Below are 23,733 nucleotides of genomic sequence, written 5' to 3'. Positions count from 1 at the left end.
GTGTGATCACGTTCTTCGGCGGAGTGCGAGCAACGCCGCGCCGAGCAGTGCCACCAGCGCGATTGCGGCCGTGAATCCGGGTCCGCTGGTGGTCGTCGTCTCCGTGTCCGTTTTAGTCGTCGTCTCGGTCGGCGTCTCAGTAGCGGTCTCGGTCGGTGTCTCAGTAGCGGTCTCGGTCGGTGTCTCAGTAGCGGTCTCGGTCGGTGTCTCGGCCGCCTCCACGTCGACCCAGACCGGACTGGTCAGCGCTCGGTCGCCTTCGGTATCGACGACCCGCAACGAGATCCAGGCGTCGCTTTCACCTTCGATAGCCACCTGTTGGGAGATCGTGTCCTCGGTCCCGTCGAGCGTGACGTTTGCGACGACCGATCCGTTCCGAATTACGTGTGCGTACGCGAGTTCGTCCAGATTGCGGACCGTCGCAGAGGCCTCGACAGAGGAACCGGCGGTCGCGGTGATCGTCGCACCGGGGATCTCTCCCTCGACGGCGAACTCGACTGCCGGACCGTACGTCGCGTACGTGTGACCGTCCTTGACGGCCTGGGCCCACTTCTCGGGCGTCACGTCGCCCTCGACGTAGGCGTGGGTCCGGGCGGTACCGTACTTCGTGGGGAACGCTTTCCAGTTGTGATCGTCGCTGACTCCGGTAGCAGCGATGTGGTCGTACCCCTTATTCCAGAGGTTGAACAGGCCTTTGACGCTGTTTGCGTCCTCGGGATCGTAGATCCCGTTGTAGGCCTCGATCGCGTCGATCATCTCGAGGTACTGCATGTGCTGGCCGGGTGCCCCCGAGAGATCGACGAACCGATCGCCGGGGTGGTTGATCTGGAAGACCGTCGCGTTGTGCTGCTCGCGGGATTCCTGGATGAACTCGACCAGCGTCCCTTCGGAGTCGATCATGTTCTCGCCGTGCATCGGGTACGGGTTGAAGTGACCGAGATCACCGGTCGTGATCTCTTCGCTCCGGATGAGCTGGAGGCCGCGCTGCTCGGCCTGGCTACTCAGTGTTCCCCAGGCACCGATGGCGTTGTGATCGGAGATGAACGCCATGTCGACGCCCGAGGACAGCTGGACAGCCATGAACATGTTGGTCGGCGTCCGGCCGTCGAAACTGACTCCCGAGTGGGCGTGCGGTTCGACGCCGATCCAGTCACGTTCGCTCGGATCGAGTTCCTCGGTGATCGTCGCGGTGACGTTCACCGGGTTCCCGGGCTGGACCGTGATGTTCTTCGTGACCGGTTCGGCGACGTAGTTGGTCCCGTGGTTAAATACCAGCGTGTAGTTACCCGGCGGGAGCTGGAACGACTGCTGGCCGACCGGGATCGGTTTCGTGTACACCGTCCGAAGCGTCGAGCCGCTTTCGGACTTGACGGTGATCCGCGCGTCGGTCGGCTCGGTCGTCCCGTCGTGTTCCAGCATCGCGGTCACGTTTACCGGGGCCGGTCCCTCGAGCGAACTGAACCGGACGTTCGACGTTTCGCCGGCCGTGACGGAGACGGTCTTGGAGTCCGAGGCGGCGAAGCCCTCGGCGTCCGCCTGGAGAGTGTACTCGCCGGCGGGAAGCTTGAGGCTGTACTCCCCGTCCTGGCTGCCGACCGTGTAGGTGTAGGCGTCGCCATCGTGGTTCACGACGACTTCTGCTTTCGGGACTGCTTCGTCTTTGGTCGTCTCGATCGTTCCGGAGACGGTGCCGAGGTCCGTCCCGTGCTGTTCGGCGTAATACTCGCTCAGCTGACTCGTTCCGCCGTGTGCACCGACGTAGAACGCGTAATCGACCTGTGTAGTCTCACCGGCATCGAGGCTGTGCTGGAGCCACGGGTCGACCCACGTCGTCGAAGCGGTGTAGACGTCAAACGAACCCGACGCACCCCAGACGCCGTAGGTCACACGATCACCCGACAGCGCGGCCCACGGCTCGGTGAGGGCGGGATTGCCGCTCAGATTGTACCGGCCTTCACTGTTATCGCCAATCCCGGGCATCCACGCCGAGAGGCCTTCGGAACTCAATGCGAGGCCGCTGAGGAGTTGTTCGCTTTCGTTTGCGGGGTACCGCATGTCGCCGGTGTTCTCCATCGTGGTGTTGATCCAGACGTGCTTCGCACCGGCTTCGAGTACGTATTCGGTGGTGATCGACACATCGGGATTCTCCTTGACGTACCCCTTAGCAGTCACGACGGCGGCCCCGTTTGGGCCGGAGGCGTTCGTGAGTTCGAACGACTCGTAGACTGCCCAGGCCCCGAAGTCGTTCGCCGCGAATTCGGAGACACCGATGCGATCGGTGCTCATCCCGTAGGCAGCGCCGTCGTAGATTCCGCCCGGCAACGCGCCGAACGGACCGTTCGTTTCGGTGCCGATCGTGAACGCGACCTCCTCGTTACGGAGGACGACTGATTCGTTCGTCGACGTCTCGCCACCCTTGACCGCGAGACCGCGTTCGGCGACCGGTTTCTCGGGCTTTTCGAGATGGCCCGACGTGGCGAGCCACTTCACCGTCCGCATGGCGAACCGACGGGAGTCCGTCTGGACGTGTTCCTCCTGCCAGGACTCCTTGATGTAGGAGGTCAGCGTCTTCTGACTCCCGAAGGCTACCACACGACCGTTTTGCCCGATGTCCCAGGCGGCGGCCGCGCCGACGATTTCTTTGCCGCGCTCGAAGCGCTCTTCGGTTGTCGAGTAGGTAAACTCGTAGGTGTCTTCGTCGCCGTACAGCAACGGCGATCGTGTGCCCATGCCGTCGTCACTCACGTTGAGGCTGACGCCGTCGTACTCGACGGTGTCGACACCCTGCGTGATCGGGTGATCGACGGTGTTGTGCAAGAGGATCCGCCAGTCGTACCCTTCGACTGTCGTGTTTGTCGGATCCTGAATGTTCCGCAGCGACGTATTCGTCTCGCCGTTGAACTGCAGCCCATACGGTTCGACAACGGCGTTCATGTCGGCCACCTTGCCCCGGAACGGGTCAGTCCACTGCCCGACGGCGAAAAGCGAGCCGCCGTTTTCGACGTACTCGTGGATCTTTTCCAGTTCCGCGTCCGTGTAGGGCCGTTGGGGCACCGGAATGACGACGATGTCGTACTTCGAGAGGTCCGTCGTCGTCAGTCCTTCGCCTGAACCGGCCTGCTTGGTCGTGACGTCGAACCCACGCTCGGTGAGTGCGTTCGCGAACGTGGTCAACGTGGAGCCACGATGGCTCCCGTCGATGAGTACCTTAACACCTGCTCCGCTCTTGTTAAGATCCGCCGTACTGTCCGGTTGCGGACAGTTATTTTCCAACTGACATGTCATCAGCTCGCTGGCGACAGCCGATGTCTGGACTGATTGGGTGTCAGCTCCAGATTCGGCGTCGACAGTGCTTGCAGCACCACTCCCTGCAAACGCTGACGTTACGAGTATGACCGTGAATAATACTGCCAGTAATGGTTCTTTATCGACCATTCCATCGGTATATATATGCGACTGTCACTTAAAAGTACCTCTGGTTGCACACGGACTTTAATTTCAAATGTAATATCGGGATAGATGTAGGTGTCAGCATGTTATATTACGCGGTCCTCTGTCGTTTATCTCAATTATCGGCCCTCACTCTATTCGACCGTGGCTGCTTCACTGGGACTATCTAAAAAAACCAATCCAAAATAAATACCGGCAATTCTCGGAAATCCGGGTCGACTATTCTTCGCCGGATTCGTAGTGCTCGCCGACTTCACTCGGGATTCGGGTGTACCCGACGAACGCGAGCACGATGATGACTGCGACGTACGGCACGAGCTGGATGAGTTGCGTCGGCACTGGGACGAACGCGATTTGCTGGAGGCGGATCTGCAAGGCGTCCAGTCCCGCAAACAGGATCCCCGCTGCGGCAGTCCCGAGCGGGTTGTAGTTGCCAAACAGGTAGGTCGTGATCGCGATGAACCCGTCCCCGGCGATCATCGTCTGGCCACTTCCGATGAAGCGACCGGCGCGACCGACGACCAGGCCCGCACCGCCAAACCCGGAGAGGACCCCCGAGAGGACAACGCCGACGTACCGGACGCGGTGGACGTCGATACCGGCGGTGTCGAGCGCGGAGGGGTTCTCCCCGCTTGCCTCGATCCAGCGGCCGAAGCTCGTCCGGTTGAGGACGAACCACGAGAGGACGATCGTCACCAGCATCAGGATGACGATCGGGCTGGCGTCGAAGATGATCGGGCCGACGACCGGGATTTGAGAGAGTCCCGGGACCGTCACCGTATTCAGCGTCGCGATACTCGCGCTGTTGACCGAGCCCCAGATCACGATGCTGAGGAACGGCCCGAGGCCGAGTCCGACCAGCCAGACGGCGAGGCCCGCGATGATCTGGTCTGCCTTGAACTCGATCACGAGCACGGCAAAGACCAGTGCCAGCAGCGTACTCGCGAGGACACCGGCGAACAGCCCAATCCAGGCTGCCGACTGGGCGTCCCCGCCGAGCAGGTGTGTGACCGCGGCGGCGGTAAACGCCGAGATGATCAACAGGCCTTCGAGACCGATGTTGATGACGCCGCTTTTCTCGGCGAAGATACCGCCAATCCCGGCGAAGACGAGCGGGACCGAGATTCGCAGTGTCGATTCGACGAAGTTGACATTGAACAGGCCGGCGACGGTGGCCGGACGCGTCCCTGGCATCGTGATGTTGATGACCGCACCGAAGACCGCGGCGACGAGCAACGTCCCAAAGACGAGCCGCGGGATGCGCCCGATGTTTGCGGCCCAGCTGCGAACGCTTCCGAGTGCACCGCTGTCGGTGGGGGCGTTACTCATCGCCACCACCTCCAGTCACCGCAGCCGGCTCCGGTTTGACGCCCAGCCGGTTGCCGAGCATCCGGAATGCTTCCGGCATCGCGATGAACAGGATAATCATTCCTCGGAGGACCGCGACCAGCTCCGGCGGGACGCCGAGCTGGAAGTTGATAGCGTTCGAACCGCCCTTCAGGACGCCAAAGAGCAGCGACGCCGGAATCACGCCGACCGGGTTGTTCCCGGCCAGCACCGACACGGTAATGCCGTCGAACCCGATCGAGGGGACGCCCTGTCGCCAGGCGCCGATGACCATCATCGACCACATCGCGCCGGCGATGCCGCCCAGGGCACCCGACAGCGACATCGTCGAGACGACCATCTTCTCGGCGTTGGCACCGCCATACAGCGCTGCTTTGGCCTGTTTTCCGGAGACGCGCAGGTCGTACCCGAAGCTCGTGTACCGCAGGAGGTAGTAGATGCCCACCGTCGCAAGGAGTGCGAGGACGAGCGCCACCAGTGTGAACTGGCCGCCCTCCGGGAAGATGATCCCGTTGAGCCGGGCGCTGTCCGGGATCGTCTTGGTTTTGACGCTCTGTAGCGTCGGATCGGCGAAATACGACGAAACCAGGAAGAAGGCCATCCCCGTCGCGATACTGTTGAGCATGATCGTCGTGATCACCTCGTTGGCGTCGGCGTAGGCCTTCAGTGCCCCCGGTATTGCCCCGTAGAGCCCGCCGACAATCGCGCCGACGAGAAGACCAAACGGGATCAACAGGATCGATCCGACCAGTCCACCCGGCACGAACGGTCCGACCCAGACGAGCGCGAGTGCGGCCGCGAGCCCGCCAAGGACGAGCTGACCCTGAACACCGATGTTGAACAGGTCACCTCGGAACGCCACGGCGACGGCGAGTCCGGAGAAGATCAACAGTGTCGTCTCTTTCAGAGTAGTCCCCATCGAGAAGTTGATCGGTGACCACCCTTCGGTGAACAGCCGCGCTGAGTCGAGGTCGAACGGCGAGCCGAAAGCCCCGTTGACCAGCACAGCGAAGATTTCGAGGGGGTTGTACGCTTCCCCGGACAGATATCCTGCTACGAGAACGATGAGGCTGCTGACGATAACGGCCGTAATCAGCGCGGCGATGCTGATCAGGATCCGCTCGGCGACCGAATTGCCGACGAAAAACCGGAAGAACCGCTGTATCGGTTCGGGGTACTGGCGATCGCTCATTCCTCGCCACCTCCATACTCGTCGGGGACCTCACCGGCCATCAGCAGGCCGACGTCCCGGTCGGTCACTTCCTCTGGGTCGACGATATCCATGATCTCGCCCTCGTAGATGACGGCTAGGCGATCGGAGAGCTGCTGGACTTCGTCCAGCTTCGAGGAGACCAGCAGGACGCCTTTGCCCTCGTCGCGAAGCTCGACCAACTGGTCGTGGATGAACTCGATACTCCCGACGTCGACCCCGCGGGTCGGGTGGGACGCGACGATCACGTCCGGATCCCGGAGGATCTCTCGGCCGACGATGACCTTCTGTTGATTCCCGCCCGAAAGGGACTCCGAGGCGGTATCAGCGCCCGGGGTCCGTACGTCGTATCGATCGATGATCGTCTCAGCGTGGTCGCGGGTCGCTTTCCAATCGACGCGAGGGCCGCTCGTGAAGTCGGGATCGTACTGGTTGCCAAGCAGCGCGTTCTCGACGAGATCGAAGTCCATTACGAGTCCACGCGCCTGGCGGTCCTCGGGGACGAACGACATCCCACGCTCGATATGCTTACGCCTGGAGATTTCGGTCACGTCCTCTCCGTTCAGCGTGACAGTGCCTTCGTCGGGTACTTCCAGGCCAACGACCGAGTCGACGAGTTGTGACTGGCCGTTGCCGTCGACGCCGGCGATCCCGAGAACTTCGCCCTCGTGGACCGTCAGATCGACCTCGTTTACCTGTCGCACTCCGTCGTCGTTCTCGACAACGAGGTCGGAGATTCCCAGGGCAGACTCCCCTGGTTGACTGTCTTCTTTTTCGACTTCGAGCATCACTTGCCGGCCGACCATCAGCTCCGCGAGACTCTCTCGCGTCGCCGTCTCTGGGTCGACCGTCCCGACGTTTTCGCCGTCCCGGAGGACGGTGATGTCGTCGGAGATCTCCATCGCCTCGTCGAGTTTGTGCGTGATGAAGATTAGCGTCTTCCCCTGGGCGGTCAACTCGTCGACGATCCGGAACAGTTCGTCGACCTCCTGGGGCGTGAGTACGGCCGTCGGCTCGTCGAAGATCAACACGTCGGCTCCGCGATAGAGCGTCTTGAGGATCTCGACGCGCTGTTTCTCACCCACACTGATGTCTTCGATCTTTGCGGTCGGATCGAGATCGAAATTGTACGTATCACTTAGTTCGCGGACTGCCTCGCGGGCGCTCTTTGCATCGTACGCAAGCCCATTCCACTTGCGTGGTTCGTTGCCGAGCGTGACGTTCTCGGCGACAGTCATTGTATCGACCAGCATGAAGTGCTGGTGGATCATCCCGATCCCGGCGTCGATCGCGTCCTGGGGCGTCTGGAACGTCCGCTCCTGGCCGTTCAGGTAGACCGTCCCCCCTTCCTGCTGGTAGAGCCCGTAGAGGACGTTCATCAGCGTGGACTTGCCCGCACCGTTCTCGCCCAACAGCGTGTGGACCGAGCCACGCTCCACCTCGAGGGTTACTTGATCGTTCGCGACGACGCCCGGGAATCGTTTGGTGATGTTCTCCAGCCTGACTGCCGGGCCCGGGTCTGTGCCTCCTCCGGTATCGTCTTCCGGTGGTTGTTTCGTTTGTGCCATCGTATCAAATAATTTTCAACAGTCGGCGCGACCGGGTCAGATCAGAGGTCGTCGGGGTGGGACGGCACCGTCACGTCGCCGTCGACAACCGTCTGGCTCTGAGCCTCGATCTCGTCTTTGATTTCCTGCGGGATCTGATCGCCGATTTCCGTCCCGTACAGCAGCGCGACGCCGTCGTCTTCGAGCCCGAGCGTGACCGTCTCGCCGCCACGGAACTCGCCGTTGATCGCGTTGTCGACCGAGGTAACGACTGCCTCGTCGACCTGCTTGACCATACTGCCGAGAATCGCTCCGTTGTATTCGGTAAGCGTCTTGGACTGGCGTGCGTCGACGCCGATTCCGAATACACCGCGCTCGTAGGCGGCCTGGAGGACGCCGACACCAGTTCCACCTGCGGCGTGGTAGAGCACGTCTGCGCCGTCGTCGATCATCGAGTTGGCGATCGACTGGCCTTTGCTCGGTTCGCTCCAGGAGCCCGAGTATGCCACGTTGATCTTGACGTCTTCGTTGACTCGCTTTGCGCCGAATCGGTAACCTGCCTCGAACTTCTTGATGAGTCCCGTCTCTTTCCCGCCGACGAACCCGATCCTGTTCGAGTCGGTCTTCGTCTCGCTCGGGCCAGCGGAGAACTCCTGGCTCGTCAGCATTCCGGCCAGGATACCAGCCTGGAAGGACCCTTCGTGCTCGTTGAAGACGTAGTTCGCGACGTTGTCGAGTTCTGTAACCGAGTCAATGAACGTGAACTTCATGTCCGGGAAGTTCGGTGCGACCTCCTGAAGGGCGCTCTTTTGCGAGAACCCGATCGCAAAGATCTGATCGTATTCCGGATTCGAGGAGGTCGCGAACTGGCGCTGGAACGTACTGAACTCGCTCGGTGATTCCGGCTCGGCGTTCTGGAACTCGACGTTGTACTGCTCTTTGGCCGACTTGATGCCCCTGTTGGCCATGTCGTTGAAGGAGTTGTCGCCCAGGCCACCCGTCGAATACACCATGCCGACGTTGTGGGGGTCCCCACCAGACCCTTCGGTCGTGTCGTCCCCTTCCGCTGGCGTATCGTCGTTGTTGTTTGCTTCCGTGGTCTCGTTGCCACCACAGCCTGCGAGGGCGACCCCGACTCCGCTCGCAGCGATACCTTTAATGAATGCCCGCCGATCGTAGTTACGTGACATTACAGTTCTGTATGGGGACTTGAATAGTGATAATAGTTTTGCTGCTTTCTTCTTTTTAATAGGGCAGGTTCACTTAAACTGGTCTCTCGGCGACCGTGTCACGGATATGTGGGACTGACCGCTCGCAACCGCTGTTCGAGCCATATTCTGGCTCTGATTTTCGAAGACAGCCATGCCTTGTAACCGAAGTGACTTGGCTATTGGCGTCTACTCCCAACGCTGGCTCGGGCAGAACCACATTTGTCGACGCCCGTTTGACGGAACTCTCTTCGGCGAAAACGGCGTGAAGCGGATTTATACGGTGTCACTGGCCACAATGACCCGGAACAATCCGAGGGCGAATATTATATAAAAATCCAGCTTAAAAAGGAAACCAGGATGCCCGGAGACAGTGAAGATCCAAACGACGACGAACAGTATCACCTCGCCGTAAGTTCCGAAGATGTCGCCGATACGGTTCTGCTACCGGGGAATCCGGAGCGCATCGAGAAGATCGTGCGGTTCTGGGACGACCACGAGGAGAAGGCCCACCACCGAGAGTACCGAACAGTCACTGGGACGTACGACGACGCCCCGATTTCGGTGACTTCGACGGGAATCGGCTCGCCGGGAGCGGCAATTGCACTCGAAGAGCTCGCACGCGTGGGGGCAGACACGTTCATCCGTGTGGGTTCGTGTGGCTCGATCCGCGAGGACGTATCAGTCGGCGACCTCGTCATCACGACGGGGGCCGTCAGACAGGAAGGGACCAGCAAAGAGTACGTCCGGGAGGATTACCCGGCAACGGCTGATCACGAAGTCGTCAGTGCGTTGATGGCCGCGGCCGAGCGCCTCGACTACAATTATCACCTCGGGACGACGATGAGCGCGGACAGCTTCTACACGGGACAGGGCCGTCCCGGATTCGAGGGCTACGAAGCACCCGTCACCGACGGGCTCGTCGAGGATCTCCAGGAGGCAAACGTCACCAATATCGAGATGGAGGCCAGTGCCATCTTGACGATCGCCAACGTCTACGGCCTGCGAGCGGGTGCTGTCTGTGCTGTCTACGCGAATCGCGTGACCGGCGAGTTCCGCACCGAGAGCGACCAGCGTGCGTCGGAGGTCGCCTCGCTCGCGACCAAACTCCTCGCAAAGATGGATCGCGTGAAGGCCGAAGCCGGCGTCGACCACTGGCACCCCGGCCTCGAACTAACCGAATAATTACGAGGGATAGATATGACTATGGATCTCTTCGGGACGACCGGAATCAGAGGGCCAGTTGCGACGAAAGTGACCCCCGAACTCGCGCTGTCGGTCGGGCGTGCTGCCGGCGAGCACGGTGAGGAATTCGTGATCGCGCGAGACGGCCGGGAGACTGGAGTCGCCATCGCTGCCGCGCTCGAAGCCGGACTAGAGAGCGCTGGCGCAGACGTCGTTCGTGCTGGGATGCTCCCGACGCCGGCGCTTGGCTTTGCCTCTTACGGTCGCCACGGCGTGATGATCACTGCGAGCCACAATCCATCCCCCGACAACGGAATCAAGTTCTTCGTCGACGGCGTCGAGTATACGACTGCCGACGAGGAGCGCATCGAGGAAGGCGTCGCCAACGACGTCGAACCGGCGACCTGGAAAGAGTGGGGGCGCCAGACCAGTGAGGAGCCACTCGACGGGTACCTCGATGCTGTTGTCGAGTACGCGAGCGAGCACGGAGCCCCCCTCGAAGATATGACAATCGCTGTCGACGCTGGCAACGGCGTTTCCGCCCTCGGGACGCCGGAAGTGCTCCGGCGACTCGGTGCGACGGTCCACACGCTACACGCCAACGTCACGGGACACTTCCCTGGCCGGCCGAGCAAGCCCACGCCGGAGAACATCGAGAACCTGATCCAGTACGTCCGCGAACGTGAGGCTGTCGATCTTGGGATCGCTCACGACGGCGACGCCGATCGGATTGTCGTGGTCGATGCCGACGGGTCGATCGTCCACGAGGACACCATCTTGGCCGTGCTCTCGTCGTACTTCGTCGAGCAGAGCGACGTCGCTGATCCGGTCGTCATGACGACGCCGAACGTTTCGGGCCGCGTCGACGAGCAGGTCCGGGCGGCGGGGGGCCGCGTCGAACGTACCGCACTTGGCCTCCTCCACGAGGGAATCGCCGAGGTCGAAGCCGAAGGCGAGCAGACGGCTGTCGCCTTCGCCGGCGAGCCCTGGAAGTGTATCCATCCTGAACTGGGAATCTGGACGGACGGTATCGCGACGGCGGCCGTCCTGACGCGGCTCATCGCTGCGGAGGGACTGGGCACCTTGCTCGAACCCGTCACCGAACGACCCCTAGAGAAGAACCCGGTCGACTGCCCGGAAGAAGCGAAAGCCGACGCCATGGAGCGCCTCGAGACCACCCTGCCCGAGCAGTTCCCGGACGGCGAGGTCTCACTCGACTACGGCGTCCGGATCGAACTTCCCGACGCGTCGTGGTTCCTCGTCCGGCCAAGCGGGACTGAACCGTACATCCGCGTCTACGCCGAGAGTGACGATGCGACGGCGCTGCTCGAAGACGTTCGAGAGACAGTCAAAGACGCGGTCGAAGCTGCCACCTGAGATCGTCCCGCAGCTTCTGTCGTCTACCTGATGACCGTCACGGGGACGGGCGAGCGCCGGACGACCGTCTCGGCGACGCTGCCGAGCAGGATTCGGGAGACGCCCGAGCGGCCGTGACTCCCCATGACGATCTGGTCGATGTCGTTGTTTTCGACGTACTCGACGATCACGTGGGTTGGCTTGCCGACCTCGATGACGCTCTCGACGTCGATCCCGCGTTCGTTCGCGTCGGCCTCGATTTCGTCGAAGCGCTCCTGGGCCTGTTGTTTCTGGCGCTCGTACCACTCTTCGGAGAACGTCGGAATCGACGCCTGGACGCTGTAACCCGCGTCTGCGGGGTTGATGACGTGCAACAGGACCAGGTCGGCTTCGGGAAATTCCTCGATCGCGAACTCACAAGCCGTTCGTGCCTGGTCGCTGCCGTCGACCGGAACAAGAATCTGCTTGCCCATACGACAACGTTTCTCGCCATCCGGCATCAACGTTCGGTATGCTAGCGTGACACTCTCGAGGTCCCGCCGTTACCCTTGGCCGTGTCGGGTCACGCATTCCGGGAGGCCGATCAACTCGACGGGCTCTGAGTTGTCCGGTGAGTAGACGACCATCTGGCCTTGCTCCATGTAGGGTACTTTCGCCTCCAGATGGCGGGGGATGTTCACCGCCGAGATGGCGTCTTCGTCGCCGAGATTGAGGACGACCGTCGTGTTGATCTGCTTGAAGACGGGATCGGCGATATCCTGTGGGTCCTGGGTGATGAGGAAGAGTCCGAGCCGTTCTTTCCGGCCCTGCTTTGCGGCGTCGGTGAACTTTCCGATGACTTGCCGGGCCTGGACGCTGTCGGCGTCGGTCAGGAAGTTGTGGGCCTCGTCCATCCCGACGACCAGCGGCGTCTCTTCGATCCGCTCGAAGGTCGGGTCGTTCGAGAGCTTCTCGTCGACGAGCAACGACGCCAGCGCGAGCACCACTGTTTCCGTGGCCCGCGTATCGTTGATGTGGTAGGTCGGGACGACTGTCAGCCCGCCCGGACGGACGAACTCGTGAACGAGATCGGTGATCGGTCGGGCGTCCTGGTCGAAGACGGTTCCGAAACCCACTGCACGTCGGCTGACGGCATCGAAGGTCTTCTCGTGGACTTTTCCCGACTCGTCGAGTTCTTCCCGCAACGCAGGATCGTCGAGGAACGACGTGAACTGGTCGTAGGTCCCCTCTCGGCCGTACTGCTCTTTGAACCGCTTGAGGAGGACGTTTACAAGCGCATTGTACTGGTTGTCGTTGAGGCCGCTGCCGGCGATCAGCCAGGGGTTGTCATAGACCAGCGAGAACGGGATCGTGAACGCCACTTGCTCGGCGCGATGGCCCTCTGCCGCGTAGGTCGCGCCGCCGACTTTCGGGACGAACGCGATCGTGTCGTCGTGGCCGCCACAGGCGATTCCCTCGCGCTCACAGCGCTCGCGGAACGCCGCCGAGAGGTCACCGTCGTCGTGCATCTGGGCGTACTCGTCTTGGGGGTCGAACTGGACGACGGCGGGCTGGATCGTCCGGTCACTCCCTGTCGCAACCGGGTAGGTCCGGTCTTCCGCCAGGAACTGCCGGAGAACGTTCTTCGCGAGGTGGGTCTTCCCCGAACCCGTTCCGCCGGCGACGAGAGTGTGCCGGAAGACAAGCGGGTCGCCGGCGTCGTAAGCGTCCTTGAGTCGGTAGTCGATCGTCGGTGGTTGGGCGGCTGTCTCGACCGTCTGGCCACCGACCGAGAGATGGCCCAGGAAGACCCCATCCTCGGGGATTTTCAGGCCGGTCTTGATCGCGGACCGTTCCTCGGCGTGGCTGACGATCGTCTCCGGTTTCGGGACGCGATCGGTCATCCGCCGCTGGAGATCGCCGTCGTCGCTGTCTCGCGGCTCCGCCACTGGACTATCCGGGGCACTCGGCGCCTCACTATACAGAATCGCGACCGGTTCGAGTTCCGCGATGAACTTGAAGTCTTGCTCGTCGATCCCACTGGACCGCATCGCCCGCCGAGCGTGGATCTCGGTCGCGTCGTCGGCCCGGAACTCCCGGGCGTATTCCAGGGCGGTAATCCGACAGAACAGCCGCTCGTCGGTCGCACTGTCGGGATACGGCGCGAGTAGATACGTCCCAATCCGGACGTCTGCGCGGTTCCCGACGGTGACGTAGGCTCGCAGACGCGTGTCTTCGCCATCCTCGCTGATGGTCAGGCCCTGGGCCGCCGAGAGGACGCCGATGCCACGCTCCCCGCCGGCCGGTGATACCGAGACGGATTCGAAGTCGTCGGTCACTGCGCCCGCGTCCGTTGGCTGGCCGTCGGTCTGATCGGACGGTCGATCGGCCCGCCCGTCGTCCTCGCGGTCGCCGTCGAATTCAGTGAAGTCCCCGAGATCGGACATAGCCAAAGCCTGGTGGTCGAGGCCCAAACCGGTTTCCCCACGCTATCGCACTCGGTACTCGCTCGTCCAAGTCAGAAACGTCCTTACGCTGGCCCGAGAAACCCCGTGTAATGTCCGACTGGCTACGGGCCATGTCCTACAACGTCCGGTACGATACGTCCGAGGACGGCAAACACGCCTGGGAACACCGGCGAGATCGCGTGGCGGGGACGATCCGTTTTCACGCCCCCGACGTGATCGGCTTGCAGGAGCCACTCGACCACCAGCTCGCGGACATCGCCGAGCGTGTCCCGGAATTGGAGTGGGTCGGCGTTGGCCGCTCAGATGGCGCCAGCGGCGGCGAGTTCTCGCCGATCGGCTACCGGACCGATCGCCTCGAGTGTGAGGACACGGATACGCTCTGGCTCTCAGAAACGCCCGGGCAATCAGGGAGTGTCGGCTGGGACGCCAGCTATCCCCGGATCGTCACCTGGGCGCGCCTCCGTGATCGACAGACTGGGACGCGGTTCCTCCAGGCGAACACACACTTCTCCCACGACGGCCCGAAGGCACGCCGAGAGAGTGCCTGGCTGTTGCTGGACCGTCTCCCCCACATTGCCGACGGCGATCCGATCGTCTTGACCGGGGACTTCAATGTCGTCGTGGGCGAGCCGGCCCACGAGATCCTTGCAGAAGGGACCGACTCCGTCTCGCCGCTCTCGAACGCCATGGATCGGTCTCCCCAGCCCCACCACGGGCCCAAGACGTCTCGGACTGACTTCGAGACGCTGCTGCCGGATCGCAAGATCGATCACGTGTTCGTCAGCGACGACGTTGCGGTCGGGCAACACGGTGTCTGTACCGACTTCGACGACAGTGGGGCATTCCCATCTGATCATCTCCCGGTGCTGGTCGACGTCGATCCCGCTGGCTCTGCTCGCGGGGTGTGACCGCTGGCTTTTGTTGCTGGCGGACGTAGTATTGCTATGTTACTCATCCGTGGCCGGGCCGGCGGGACCGCACTGACGGGGACGCTGTACGAACCCGGCGAGACGCCTCCGAGTTACGAGGGGGCTCCCGACGCGGACGCGCCGTACGTCTGGGTCTGTGATGCCTTCTACGAGGTCGTGAGTGGCGGGGTCGTCCAGCAGATCGACGATCGCGAGGTCAACGTCGCCTTCGAGACGCCCGCCCCGCGAGGGTTCGAAGACCGTGCTCGAGCGATCGAGGCGGCAAAGGACCACCTCCGAACGCAGTTCAGCCGCATCGGGGTCGCCGAGTCGGCCGTCGCGATCGAACGTGAATCTGTCGCCGATGCGGGCAGTGCTGTCGACGAGGGATCCCGTTCAGGACCGATCGGGTAGTTGGAAACGGGACTGCGCGCGGTCCAATCGACCGCGAGGCCCGATGCTAGCCAGCGACGAGCAGTAGCGGTCCCTCGATGCTACGTGTCGATCGAGCATGCCGTCTCTCGGTTCGTTCAGCCAGGTAGCAAACCTTATTGTGCGCGCTCGCCCGCCGGTGCATATGAACAGTCGCGACGAACTCCTGGAGCTGTTGAGAGAAAACGCCCGCTACTCGACGGCCGAACTCGCGCGGTTGGCCGACATGGAGGAACCACGCGTCGAGAAAGCACTCGAAGATCTCGAAGCCGCTGGGGCTCTCCGAGGCTACCAGGCTGTCGTCGACTGGGACGAACTCGATCGTGAGCGCGTGCGAGCGACGGTCGAGCTCAACGTGACGCTGGACCGCGAGACCAGCTACGGCGACATCGCCGACCGGATCGCGAAGTTCCCGGAGGTAACGACCCTCCGGCTGATGAGCGGTGACTACGATTTCCTCATGGAAGTCGAGGGCGACTCGATGAGCGAGGTGTCGTGGTTCATCAGCGAGAAGGTCGCGCCGATCCCCGAGATCACCCAGACGGTTACCCATTACGTGATGGACTCTTACAAGGAGAACGGCATCGAATTCGGTGACGGCGACGAGGACGATCGGCTCTCGATCTCACCATGACCATCGAGCCGAGCGAGCGCGTCGAGCAAGTCCCGCCGTCGGGAATCCGCCGGTTTTTCGAACTCGCCGAACAACAGGACGACATCATCTCGCTTGGTGTCGGCGAGCCCGACTTTTCGGCTCCCTGGAGTGCCCGCGAAGCGGCGATCGCCTCTTTAGAGGCCGGCAAGACGTCGTATACGGCAAATCGGGGCAAACTCGAACTTCGGGAACGGATCGCCGCGGATGTCGACCAGCGATACGATCTGGATTACGATCCCGCCCAAGAGGTGCTGGTGACGACCGGCGTCAGCGAGGGGGTCGATCTCGCCCTCCGAGCGATCGTCGATCCGGATGATACTGTCGCGATAGCCCAGCCAGCGTACGTCTCGTACAAACCAGGCGTGATCTTCGCTGGCGGCGACCCACTGGCGGTGGCGACCAGACGTGAAGACGAGTTCAAGCTTACGCGTGAAGTGCTAGCAGCGAGCGGCGCGGCTGGGGCCGACGCGCTGGTGATGAACTACCCGAACAACCCGACGGGCGCGACCATGACCGAAGACGAACTGCGTGAGGTCGCAGCCTTCGCACGGGAGAACGATCTCGTCGTATTGAGCGACGAGGTGTACTCGGAGTTGAGTTACGAACACGAGCACACCTCGATCGCGACGCTACCCGGGATGCGTGAGCGAACGATCGTCTTCAACGGCTTCTCGAAAGCCTACGCCATGACTGGCCTGCGGCTGGGCTACGCGATGGGGCCGCCGGAAGTGATCACGGCCATGAACCGCATCCACCAGTACACGATGCTGTCGGCCCCGACGACGCCACAGCACGCCGCTATCGAGGCTCTGGACCGGTGTGCCGACGACGTCGCGGAGATGCGCAACCAGTACAACCGGCGACGGCGCTTTGTGCTCTCACGGTTCGAGGAGATGGGTGTCGACTGTTTCCCGGCCAGTGGAGCCTTCTATGCGTTCCCCGAATCACCCTGGGACGACAGCGAAGCCTTCGCCGAGGCACTCCTCGAATCCGAGGGCGTCGCCGTCGTGCCCGGGACTGCCTTCGGTGACGGCGGTAGCGGCCATCTCCGAGTCTCCTATGCGACTGGGCTCAGTGACCTCAAAGAAGCACTGGCGCGGTTCGAATCGTTCATCTCGTAATCTCGACCCAGAGTGCAGTACTGTCTCTTGGGTTGCCGTCGGTGATAGAATGGTCGCAGTCGACGACTTTACGATCGTCTGACGTAACCTTTTTTCGCTTGAATGAATGATGCTACACCAATGGCAATTGATGATAAAGAGGGTGGCGACGAGGGTTCGCTCCGGTCGCGGGCGAGTTCCTTATTCGACGGGGATAGCGATCCAGAGGGAGGTGACGACGACGAACCCGACGGATACACGTGGATCGATTTTCGGCGTGAATTTCACGAGGGTGGACAGTTTGACCGAAGCGAATATCTCGGATTCGACCCACAGCGCACCGAGCAGTTGCTCGGGGAGTGTTCGAGCAACGCACGCCAACTCGACGACTATTTTCAGGATTTTATCGACCCCGCAACGACGCCCGTCCGTAAAGGTGAGTATCGGTGGGAGCACTTCAAACAGGAGTTTTACTACGATGGGGACGGCTCGCCACCGCGTGAGGACGACGGGACAAAGATCCCGTTCGATCGGGCCGCCCATCTCGGATTCGATCCCGACGAGACTGAAAGACGACTGAGCCACGGCCAAGACAAAGCGGAGGCACTGGTGGATCTCGTCGATCAGCGGACGGTCGACGTCAACCCGGAACTGGACGAAGACGAGTTCTTCTCGACGGTCGAGGGCCACACGACGATCGTCAATCGATACGATCTGGAGAAAGCCGTCCCGATGGAGAAAAAGCGCCACTTCGAGGAAGTCGAGCGCTACTGGGTCAACAAACCCTACGCTTGTGTCATCTTGTTCCATTCGATAAAGGAGAACGAGCGTAAGTACTACGTCGTCGAGCCGACGCTGAACGCGCTCGAACTCGAGCTCAAGGACTTTCTCGGCAGTAAACTCAAGACGGCGATCAAATACGCCGAAGAGGGCGTGGCTGTTGGCGACGACGCCGAGGGTCGGGCGGCGGTCATCGAGCGCGAAGCCCAGGCGCTCCTCAAACGGTACGATATCTACGACGAACCGAACACGGATCGTGTGGGCCAAACGACGGGTGACTGGGTAAAACAGCTGCTCGGCCTGGGCGAGGAGTCCGCCGAACCCGACCAGCTCGATCAGTCCACCGAACTCGACGGGATCGCGGCCCGACCGGAGCCGGCAATCCTCGAAGAAGACGCAGATACTCTGACCGAATACCAGGTCGAGAAACTGCTGTACCTGTTGAAGCGGGACTACATCGGCTACGGCAAGATCGATCCGATCAAACACGACATCAACGTCGAGGATATCTCCTGTGACGGGTACAACTCCCGGGTGTTCGTCTATCACACCGACTACGAGCAGACGATCTCAAACGTCGAACACGGGGAGAGTGATCTGGACGACTTCGTCGTCAAACTCGCCCAGCGCTCGGGCAAAGGGATCTCCAAACGGCAGCCACAGGTCGACGCGACCCTCCCCGATGGGTCGCGCGCACAGTTGACTCTCGGCACGGAAGTCTCCGATCACGGGACCAACTACACGATCCGGCAGTTCAAAGACGTCCCCTTTACGCCGATCGACCTGATCAACTGGAACACCTTCTCGCTGGACGAGATGGCGTTCCTCTGGTTGGCGATCGAGAACAACAAGTCGATGATCTTCGCCGGCGGGACGGCCTCGGGGAAGACGACCAGCCTGAACGCGATTTCGCTGTTCATCCCCAGCAACTCCAAGATCGTCTCCATCGAGGACACCCGTGAGGTCGAGTTGCCACAGCGAAACTGGGTGGCTAGCGTGACCCGGCCTTCCTTTGGTGACGACGAGAAAGGCGACATCGACGAGTTCGATCTGTTGGAGGCCGCACTCCGCCAGCGCCCGGACTACATCGTCATGGGCGAGGTTCGTGGGGAAGAGGGGCGTGACCTGTTCCAGGTCATGTCCACCGGCCACACCGGGTACTCGACGTTCCACGCCGACACCGTCGGCGAGGTGATCAAGCGATTCACGACCGACCCGATCAACGTCTCGAAGACGCTGTTTACGGCGCTGGATCTCGTCTCGATCCAGACCCAAACGCGCGTCCAGGGTCGGAAGGTTCGCCGGAACAAGACGTTGACCGAGATCAACGAGTACACCCCGGAGAACGACGAGATCAACGTCAGGGACGTCTACCAGTGGCAGGCCGAGTCCGACCAGTTCCTGCAGATGGGCTCTTCGTCGACCCTCGAAGACATCAAGTTCGACCGTGGGTGGGACCAGGACACGTTGGACGAAGAACTGTTCATGCGCAAGGTCGTCCTCGCACATCTCATCGAGCAGGGGCTGAACACCTACACCGAGGTTGCCGCGACGGTCCAGGCGTTCATCAACGATCCCGAGACGATCATGACGTTGATCGCCAACGGCCAACTCGAACGGAGTCTCGAAGACCTCCGAGAGATGGAATCAGTTCAGATTACCGTCGATCCGGCCAAAGAGGAGATGGTGCCACGACCGGATCCACCCGACGAGTTGGCCGAGGAAGCCCAAGGCGTCATCGACAACGCCCAGCCGTTGTTCGACCGGTACAAGGACCAGGCCAGATCTGACATCGTAAACGCACTTGCGGACGTGAGTGGCGACGAGTTGACCGAAGACGAAGACGACGGGACCGTCGACTTCGGTCAGTTCGTGCCCAAAGCGGGTGTCGAGGGACCTGAGAACGAATGAGCCTCGAACGACGCCAATCCGGCTCGCGGATCGGTGAGGCCGGGAGCCTCGGGGATACCTTCTACCCACTGTTCCGCCGGCTGTTCGACGAAGACGGGGACTTCGTTGCCAACGTCGAGACGAAACTGGGCGAGTCGCGGATGGCCGACAACGTCGAGATGTTCCTCTCGCGGGCGCTTGCCGTCGGGACGATCGCCGGGACGTCGCTCTGGCTGGTCGGCATGTTGCTCGGCTACCTGCTCGTGACGACGTTGTTTGCCGGTGGCGCACCGTCGTTTCTCGGACTCGGCCTTCCCGAAAGCATCCTCCCGATCGTCCAGGCACTGAAACTGCCGTTTCTCGTGTTCGTCTCTGGGCTCGTGTTCGGGACGATCGGCTTTCTGGTCGGGTTCGGTTCGCTGGTGTCGATCCCGTACTTTCGGGCCAGCGCCCGGGAACGGGAGATCAACGTCATGCTTTCCGATGCCGTCTCGTTCATGTACGCGCTGTCGGTTGGCGGCCTCAATCAACTGGACATTCTCGAATCGATCGCCGATGCCGACGACACCTACGGCGAAGTAGCAAAGGAATTCCAAAGTATCGTCCTCGAAACAGAGTATTTCGATACGGACTATCGGACGGCGATCCGTAACCAGGCGATCCGGACGCCCAGCGACGAGTTGAGCCAGTTCCTGACGGACATGCTCTCGATCGTCGACTCCGGGGGGAACATGACGGACTTCCTCGAGGATCAGAAGGACAAGTACATGCGCACCAGCAAACAGGAGCAACAGCGCATGCTCGAGACTCTGGAGTTGTTCGGCGAGATGTACATGACGCTCTCGCTGTTTCCCCTCTTGCTCATCATCATCCTCGTCGTGATGTCGATGATGGGCAACGCGAGTACACAGTTGATGTATATCACGGTTTACGGGCTGATTCCGTTGATCAACGTCGCCTTCCTGGTGCTGGTGTCGACGGTCACGTCCGACGAGAGTTCGAGTGGGTACTTACAGCCGGACGACCCCGAGAAAGAGGCCTTGATCGAGGGCCAGACCAACCTCTTCGATCTCGGCTTGATCGAACGGTACAAGGGCGAGTACAGCGTTTTCGACCGGATTAACGACCGTGAAGGGACCCATCAAGCCCTCGAGATCATGCGGTCTCCGCACATCTTCTTCCGGGACAACCCACTGTACGTGCTCGCGTTGACTGTCCCGGCGACACTGACGGCCCTGGTGATCTCCGTCCTGATGGGGTGGGCACCGACGTCCCTAGAAGGGATGATGAGCGATCCACTACAGGGAACGTTCTTCTGGCTGTACGTTCCGGCCTACATCAATTTCATTCCGCTTGCGATCTTCCACGAGTGGAACGTCCGTCATCGGAAGGCGATCATCGGCAAACTCTCCGAGAACCTCCGGAAACTCTCTAGTGCCAACGAGACTGGGATGACGCTGCTCGAATCGTTGAAAGTCGTCGCCAACACCTCGTCGGGCCGACTGGCCGATGAGTTCACGATCATGAACCGGAAAGTCCAGTACGGCACGAGTCTCAAACAGGCGCTTCGGGAGTTCAACAACAAGTATCACGTTCCGCGACTCGCCCGGACAGTCAAGCTTGTCAGCGAGGCTCAGGAAGCCTCGAACCAGATTCAGGACGTCCTCTCGACGGCCGCACAGGCAAGCGAAAATCAGGACGACATCGATCGCGACCGGAAATCCCGGACGCGGATGCAAGTCGTGATCGTGATTATGACGTTCCTGACGCTGTTGGGTGTGATCGCGATGCTGAAAGTGCAGTTCTTCGAGACGATGGCTGGACTCTCTCAGCAGGCCTCGAGTGCGGACGGGGGCAGTTCCGTCCAGAGTATCGGCTCTGACATGCCCGGTCCCGATCTCCTCTCGATGCTGTTCCTGCACGCCGTGACACTGCAGGCCATCTCCTCGGCCATCATTGCCGGCTACATTCGGAACGTGAGTCTCGTTGCCGGCCTCAAATATGCCGTTGCATTGTTGACAGTGACGCTCAGTGTCTGGATCGTTGTGAGTTGAGCCAATGATACGTCGGGATTCGAAGGACGCGAACGAGAAGGGTTGGCGAGAGGCCGACCAGCAGGACCGTGCCCAGACGATGCAAGATTTCGTTCTGGGAATTAGCATCTTCATGATTGGCTTCATGTTCGTGTTGGCGCTGTTTCCGGGGTTGTTGACGCCGTTTGAATCGTCGCTTGACGGCAATACTGAGGCCGCAGCCGATCGCGTCACCGAGGAGATGGTGTCGAACTTCTCGAAGCCCGCCGAGCCAAACGTCCTGAACGCCACACGACTGAACCAGACGGTATTCAACGATTCTCGGTCGGTTGCGGACCTCAAGTCGCAATTTGGACTCCCGAGTGATACAGGACTCAACATAACATTACAGCGACTGGATGGGATGGCACATCTCAACGCGTCCGGCAATCCAGTCACGAACGATCGGACTGCCATCTCGGTGCGGATTGTCGATGCCGGGTTCTCTGGCTGTGATCCGGGTTGTCGACTCGTCGTACGGACGTGGTAACATGAGACAGGAACGAACGCGTACATTGGGAACGGGGGACGATGACCGCGGACAGGCATTTACACTCGAAGGGCTCGTCGGTGCAATTCTCATTCTGACGGCGCTGTGGTACGCGATGCAGGTCGTCATCATCACGCCGACGACTGGCGGCACTGTCGACCCGGCAGTCCGGGCAGACCTCCGCCAGCAAGCCGATGACACGTTGATGGTGGCTTCACAGTCCGAACGGGAGCGTCTGTCGACGCTCGTCCGAAACTGGTCACAGCAAAGTCGGACTTTCGCAGGCGCTGTCAATCCGGACGTCGGCTATGGGACCCAACGCATACCGGGACCGTTTGGCGACCTCTTGGTCGATACGTTTGCTACCCGGGGACGGCTGTACAACGTCGAAATGTCGTATCTGGAGTCGAACCCGTCGAACGGAACGGGAACGGTCACGATCGCCTCACAGGGAACGCCCTCCGAGAGTGCCGTCGTAGCGACCCATCGGGTCGTCCTCTATGACAATATGACTCTTACGTCGCCGTCGGCTGGAGCGGCGGAATTGTGGGAGTACGATACCCACCCGACGCGTAACCCGGGCAACAAGAGTGGGTACTACCCGGTGCCCAATGCCGTCGACGGTCCTGTCTACAACGTTTTGGAGGTGCGACTGATCGTATGGTGACTGATCGAATCGGGCCACGGGGCGAGCGCTTCGAGGCGGCCAGCCGTGGGCAGATGCTCTTGATCGGCGCAGTGCTTATCGCCGTCACGATCGTCGCCCTGGCACTGGTCATCAACACTGTACTGTACACTGCAAACGTCGGCTCAGCGCAGGAAGCGACCCAGATCAACGACGTCGACGAATTCACCTACGAAGCCACCCGCAATGCTCGCTCGATCATGCTCCGGGTGAACCACGTCCAGCGCAACCGGTCGATCTCAGACGTCAACGCCAACACGACACGGGCTCTCATGGAGTACAGCGACGGCCTGTCTCGTTCGTTCGCGACGACGGGAACAGTCTACGCGAACGTTACCTACAGTGGAACTGTGGTAAATGGCACGCGAATCGTCCAGTGGCAAGACCGGAACTTTTCGGAACCAGGTAACCCGACCAATGGGGACTGGGGAGTTGTACCCGGTTCAACGAGCGACATCGGTTGGTTCCTACTGAACGTGAACGTTCGAGACACGTCGACGACCGAGTCGACGATTTCTGTCACTCACGGGAGTGAGACGCTCAACTACACACTGAACCAATCAGCCAATGATAATCTCAGTGTCATTGTGACTGACGGCTCCGGATCCGTGCTGGACGCTGTGTCGTGCCAGTCGTCCGGGGGGCGCGCTCTTGTAGATCTCTATGGTGGGTCGAGCCCAACCGGCGAGTGTACGTTCCCTGGCATCGAGGAGACGCTCAACGCGCCCATGACCGTCGATGTCCACAACGGGACTGAAATCACTGGCCAGTACGCGATCGTGACCAATCGAACCTGGGACGGGACTCCCTGGAACGGTCTTCCGACGTGTACTCCTCCTGGGGGAGAACGATGTCTCACACCAGCGGTCTGGCAAGGTTCGATCGATCTCACTTATTTGAGTGAGACTGTCCAACTCAGCCAGCAACGTAACGTCAGCGTCTACGGGGGGACCTCATGAACGACCACCAGC

The 23,733-nt window shown here is 61.2% G+C and carries 18 protein-coding genes; 11 read left to right on the top strand and 7 right to left on the bottom strand.

What is annotated here, in order from left to right:
* Positions 1 to 6: 6 nt before the first annotated feature.
* The 5 genes from FR699_RS06450 to FR699_RS06430 all read right to left on the bottom strand — a co-directional run bounded on the left by FR699_RS06450 (position 7) and on the right by FR699_RS06430 (position 8,744).
* Positions 7 to 3,174 carry a CehA/McbA family metallohydrolase gene (locus tag FR699_RS06450; RefSeq protein ID WP_370515550.1) on the bottom strand — a complete coding sequence of 1,056 codons (3,168 nt, stop codon included), beginning with the start codon at positions 3,172 to 3,174 and terminating at the stop codon, positions 7 to 9.
* Positions 3,175 to 3,669: 495 nt separating this feature from the next.
* Positions 3,670 to 4,779, bottom strand: a complete 1,110-nt coding sequence (locus FR699_RS06445) for an ABC transporter permease (protein WP_158854804.1) — start codon at positions 4,777 to 4,779, stop codon at positions 3,670 to 3,672.
* On the bottom strand, positions 4,772 to 5,989 hold the full coding sequence (locus FR699_RS06440) for an ABC transporter permease (protein WP_199268293.1): 1,218 nt from the start codon (positions 5,987 to 5,989) through the stop codon (positions 4,772 to 4,774). The genes FR699_RS06445 and FR699_RS06440 overlap by 8 nt, the downstream gene beginning before the upstream one ends.
* A complete protein-coding gene (locus FR699_RS06435) occupies positions 5,986 to 7,575 on the bottom strand; it encodes an ABC transporter ATP-binding protein (protein ID WP_154551230.1) in 1,590 nt (529 codons plus the stop codon). The genes FR699_RS06440 and FR699_RS06435 overlap by 4 nt, the downstream gene beginning before the upstream one ends.
* A gap of 41 nt (positions 7,576 to 7,616) precedes the next feature.
* Positions 7,617 to 8,744: a BMP family protein gene (locus tag FR699_RS06430; protein ID WP_154551231.1), complete on the bottom strand. Its 1,128-nt coding sequence runs from the start codon at positions 8,742 to 8,744 to the stop codon at positions 7,617 to 7,619.
* 378 nt (positions 8,745 to 9,122) lie between these two features.
* On the opposite strand from FR699_RS06430, the gene FR699_RS06425 reads away from it, so the two are divergent.
* Both FR699_RS06425 and FR699_RS06420 read left to right on the top strand, forming a co-directional pair.
* Positions 9,123 to 9,947 (top strand): nucleoside phosphorylase, encoded by an 825-nt coding sequence (locus FR699_RS06425; RefSeq protein ID WP_158854802.1) that lies wholly within the window; start codon positions 9,123 to 9,125, stop codon positions 9,945 to 9,947.
* Between the two features lie 21 nt (positions 9,948 to 9,968).
* Positions 9,969 to 11,324: a phosphomannomutase gene (locus FR699_RS06420; RefSeq protein WP_154553174.1), complete on the top strand. Its 1,356-nt coding sequence runs from the start codon at positions 9,969 to 9,971 to the stop codon at positions 11,322 to 11,324.
* A gap of 23 nt (positions 11,325 to 11,347) precedes the next feature.
* Here FR699_RS06420 and FR699_RS06415 read toward each other — a convergent pair whose 3' ends face one another.
* The gene (locus tag FR699_RS06415; RefSeq protein WP_154551232.1) at positions 11,348 to 11,776 is read right to left on the bottom strand and encodes a universal stress protein; all 429 of its coding nucleotides are present in this window, start codon (positions 11,774 to 11,776) and stop codon (positions 11,348 to 11,350) included.
* Between the two features lie 69 nt (positions 11,777 to 11,845).
* On the bottom strand, positions 11,846 to 13,729 hold the full coding sequence (locus FR699_RS06410) for an ATP-binding protein (protein WP_158854800.1): 1,884 nt from the start codon (positions 13,727 to 13,729) through the stop codon (positions 11,846 to 11,848).
* 110 nt (positions 13,730 to 13,839) lie between these two features.
* On the opposite strand from FR699_RS06410, the gene FR699_RS06405 reads away from it, so the two are divergent.
* The 9 genes from FR699_RS06405 (at position 13,840) to FR699_RS06365 (ending at position 23,721) form a co-directional block, all read left to right on the top strand.
* Entirely contained in the window at positions 13,840 to 14,658 is an 819-nt protein-coding gene (locus tag FR699_RS06405; protein ID WP_154551234.1) for an endonuclease/exonuclease/phosphatase family protein, read from the top strand.
* A gap of 36 nt (positions 14,659 to 14,694) precedes the next feature.
* Entirely contained in the window at positions 14,695 to 15,072 is a 378-nt protein-coding gene (locus FR699_RS06400) for a hypothetical protein (protein ID WP_158854798.1), read from the top strand.
* A gap of 163 nt (positions 15,073 to 15,235) precedes the next feature.
* Positions 15,236 to 15,724, top strand: a complete 489-nt coding sequence (locus FR699_RS06395) for an Lrp/AsnC family transcriptional regulator (protein ID WP_158854796.1) — start codon at positions 15,236 to 15,238, stop codon at positions 15,722 to 15,724.
* Positions 15,721 to 16,866, top strand: coding sequence for a pyridoxal phosphate-dependent aminotransferase (locus tag FR699_RS06390; RefSeq protein WP_154551237.1), 1,146 nt, complete (start codon positions 15,721 to 15,723; stop codon positions 16,864 to 16,866). The genes FR699_RS06395 and FR699_RS06390 overlap by 4 nt, the downstream gene beginning before the upstream one ends.
* Before the next feature lie 120 nt (positions 16,867 to 16,986).
* Entirely contained in the window at positions 16,987 to 19,536 is a 2,550-nt protein-coding gene (locus tag FR699_RS06385) for a type II/IV secretion system ATPase subunit (protein WP_154551238.1), read from the top strand.
* A complete protein-coding gene (locus FR699_RS06380) occupies positions 19,533 to 21,569 on the top strand; it encodes a type II secretion system F family protein (protein WP_158854794.1) in 2,037 nt (678 codons plus the stop codon). The genes FR699_RS06385 and FR699_RS06380 overlap by 4 nt, the downstream gene beginning before the upstream one ends.
* 4 nt (positions 21,570 to 21,573) lie before the next feature.
* The gene (locus FR699_RS06375) at positions 21,574 to 22,077 is read left to right on the top strand and encodes a hypothetical protein (RefSeq protein WP_158854792.1); all 504 of its coding nucleotides are present in this window, start codon (positions 21,574 to 21,576) and stop codon (positions 22,075 to 22,077) included.
* A gap of 1 nt (position 22,078) precedes the next feature.
* A complete protein-coding gene (locus FR699_RS06370) occupies positions 22,079 to 22,744 on the top strand; it encodes a hypothetical protein (RefSeq protein ID WP_158854790.1) in 666 nt (221 codons plus the stop codon).
* Complete coding sequence (locus FR699_RS06365) at positions 22,738 to 23,721, top strand: hypothetical protein (protein ID WP_158854788.1); 984 nt, start codon at positions 22,738 to 22,740, stop codon at positions 23,719 to 23,721. The genes FR699_RS06370 and FR699_RS06365 overlap by 7 nt, the downstream gene beginning before the upstream one ends.
* Positions 23,722 to 23,733: the final 12 nt, after the last annotated feature.

The organism is Halorhabdus sp. CUG00001, from assembly GCF_009797925.1.
Classification (GTDB): Archaea; Halobacteriota; Halobacteria; order Halobacteriales; family Haloarculaceae; genus Halorhabdus.
This window is presented reverse-complemented; position numbering and strand designations above follow the sequence as displayed.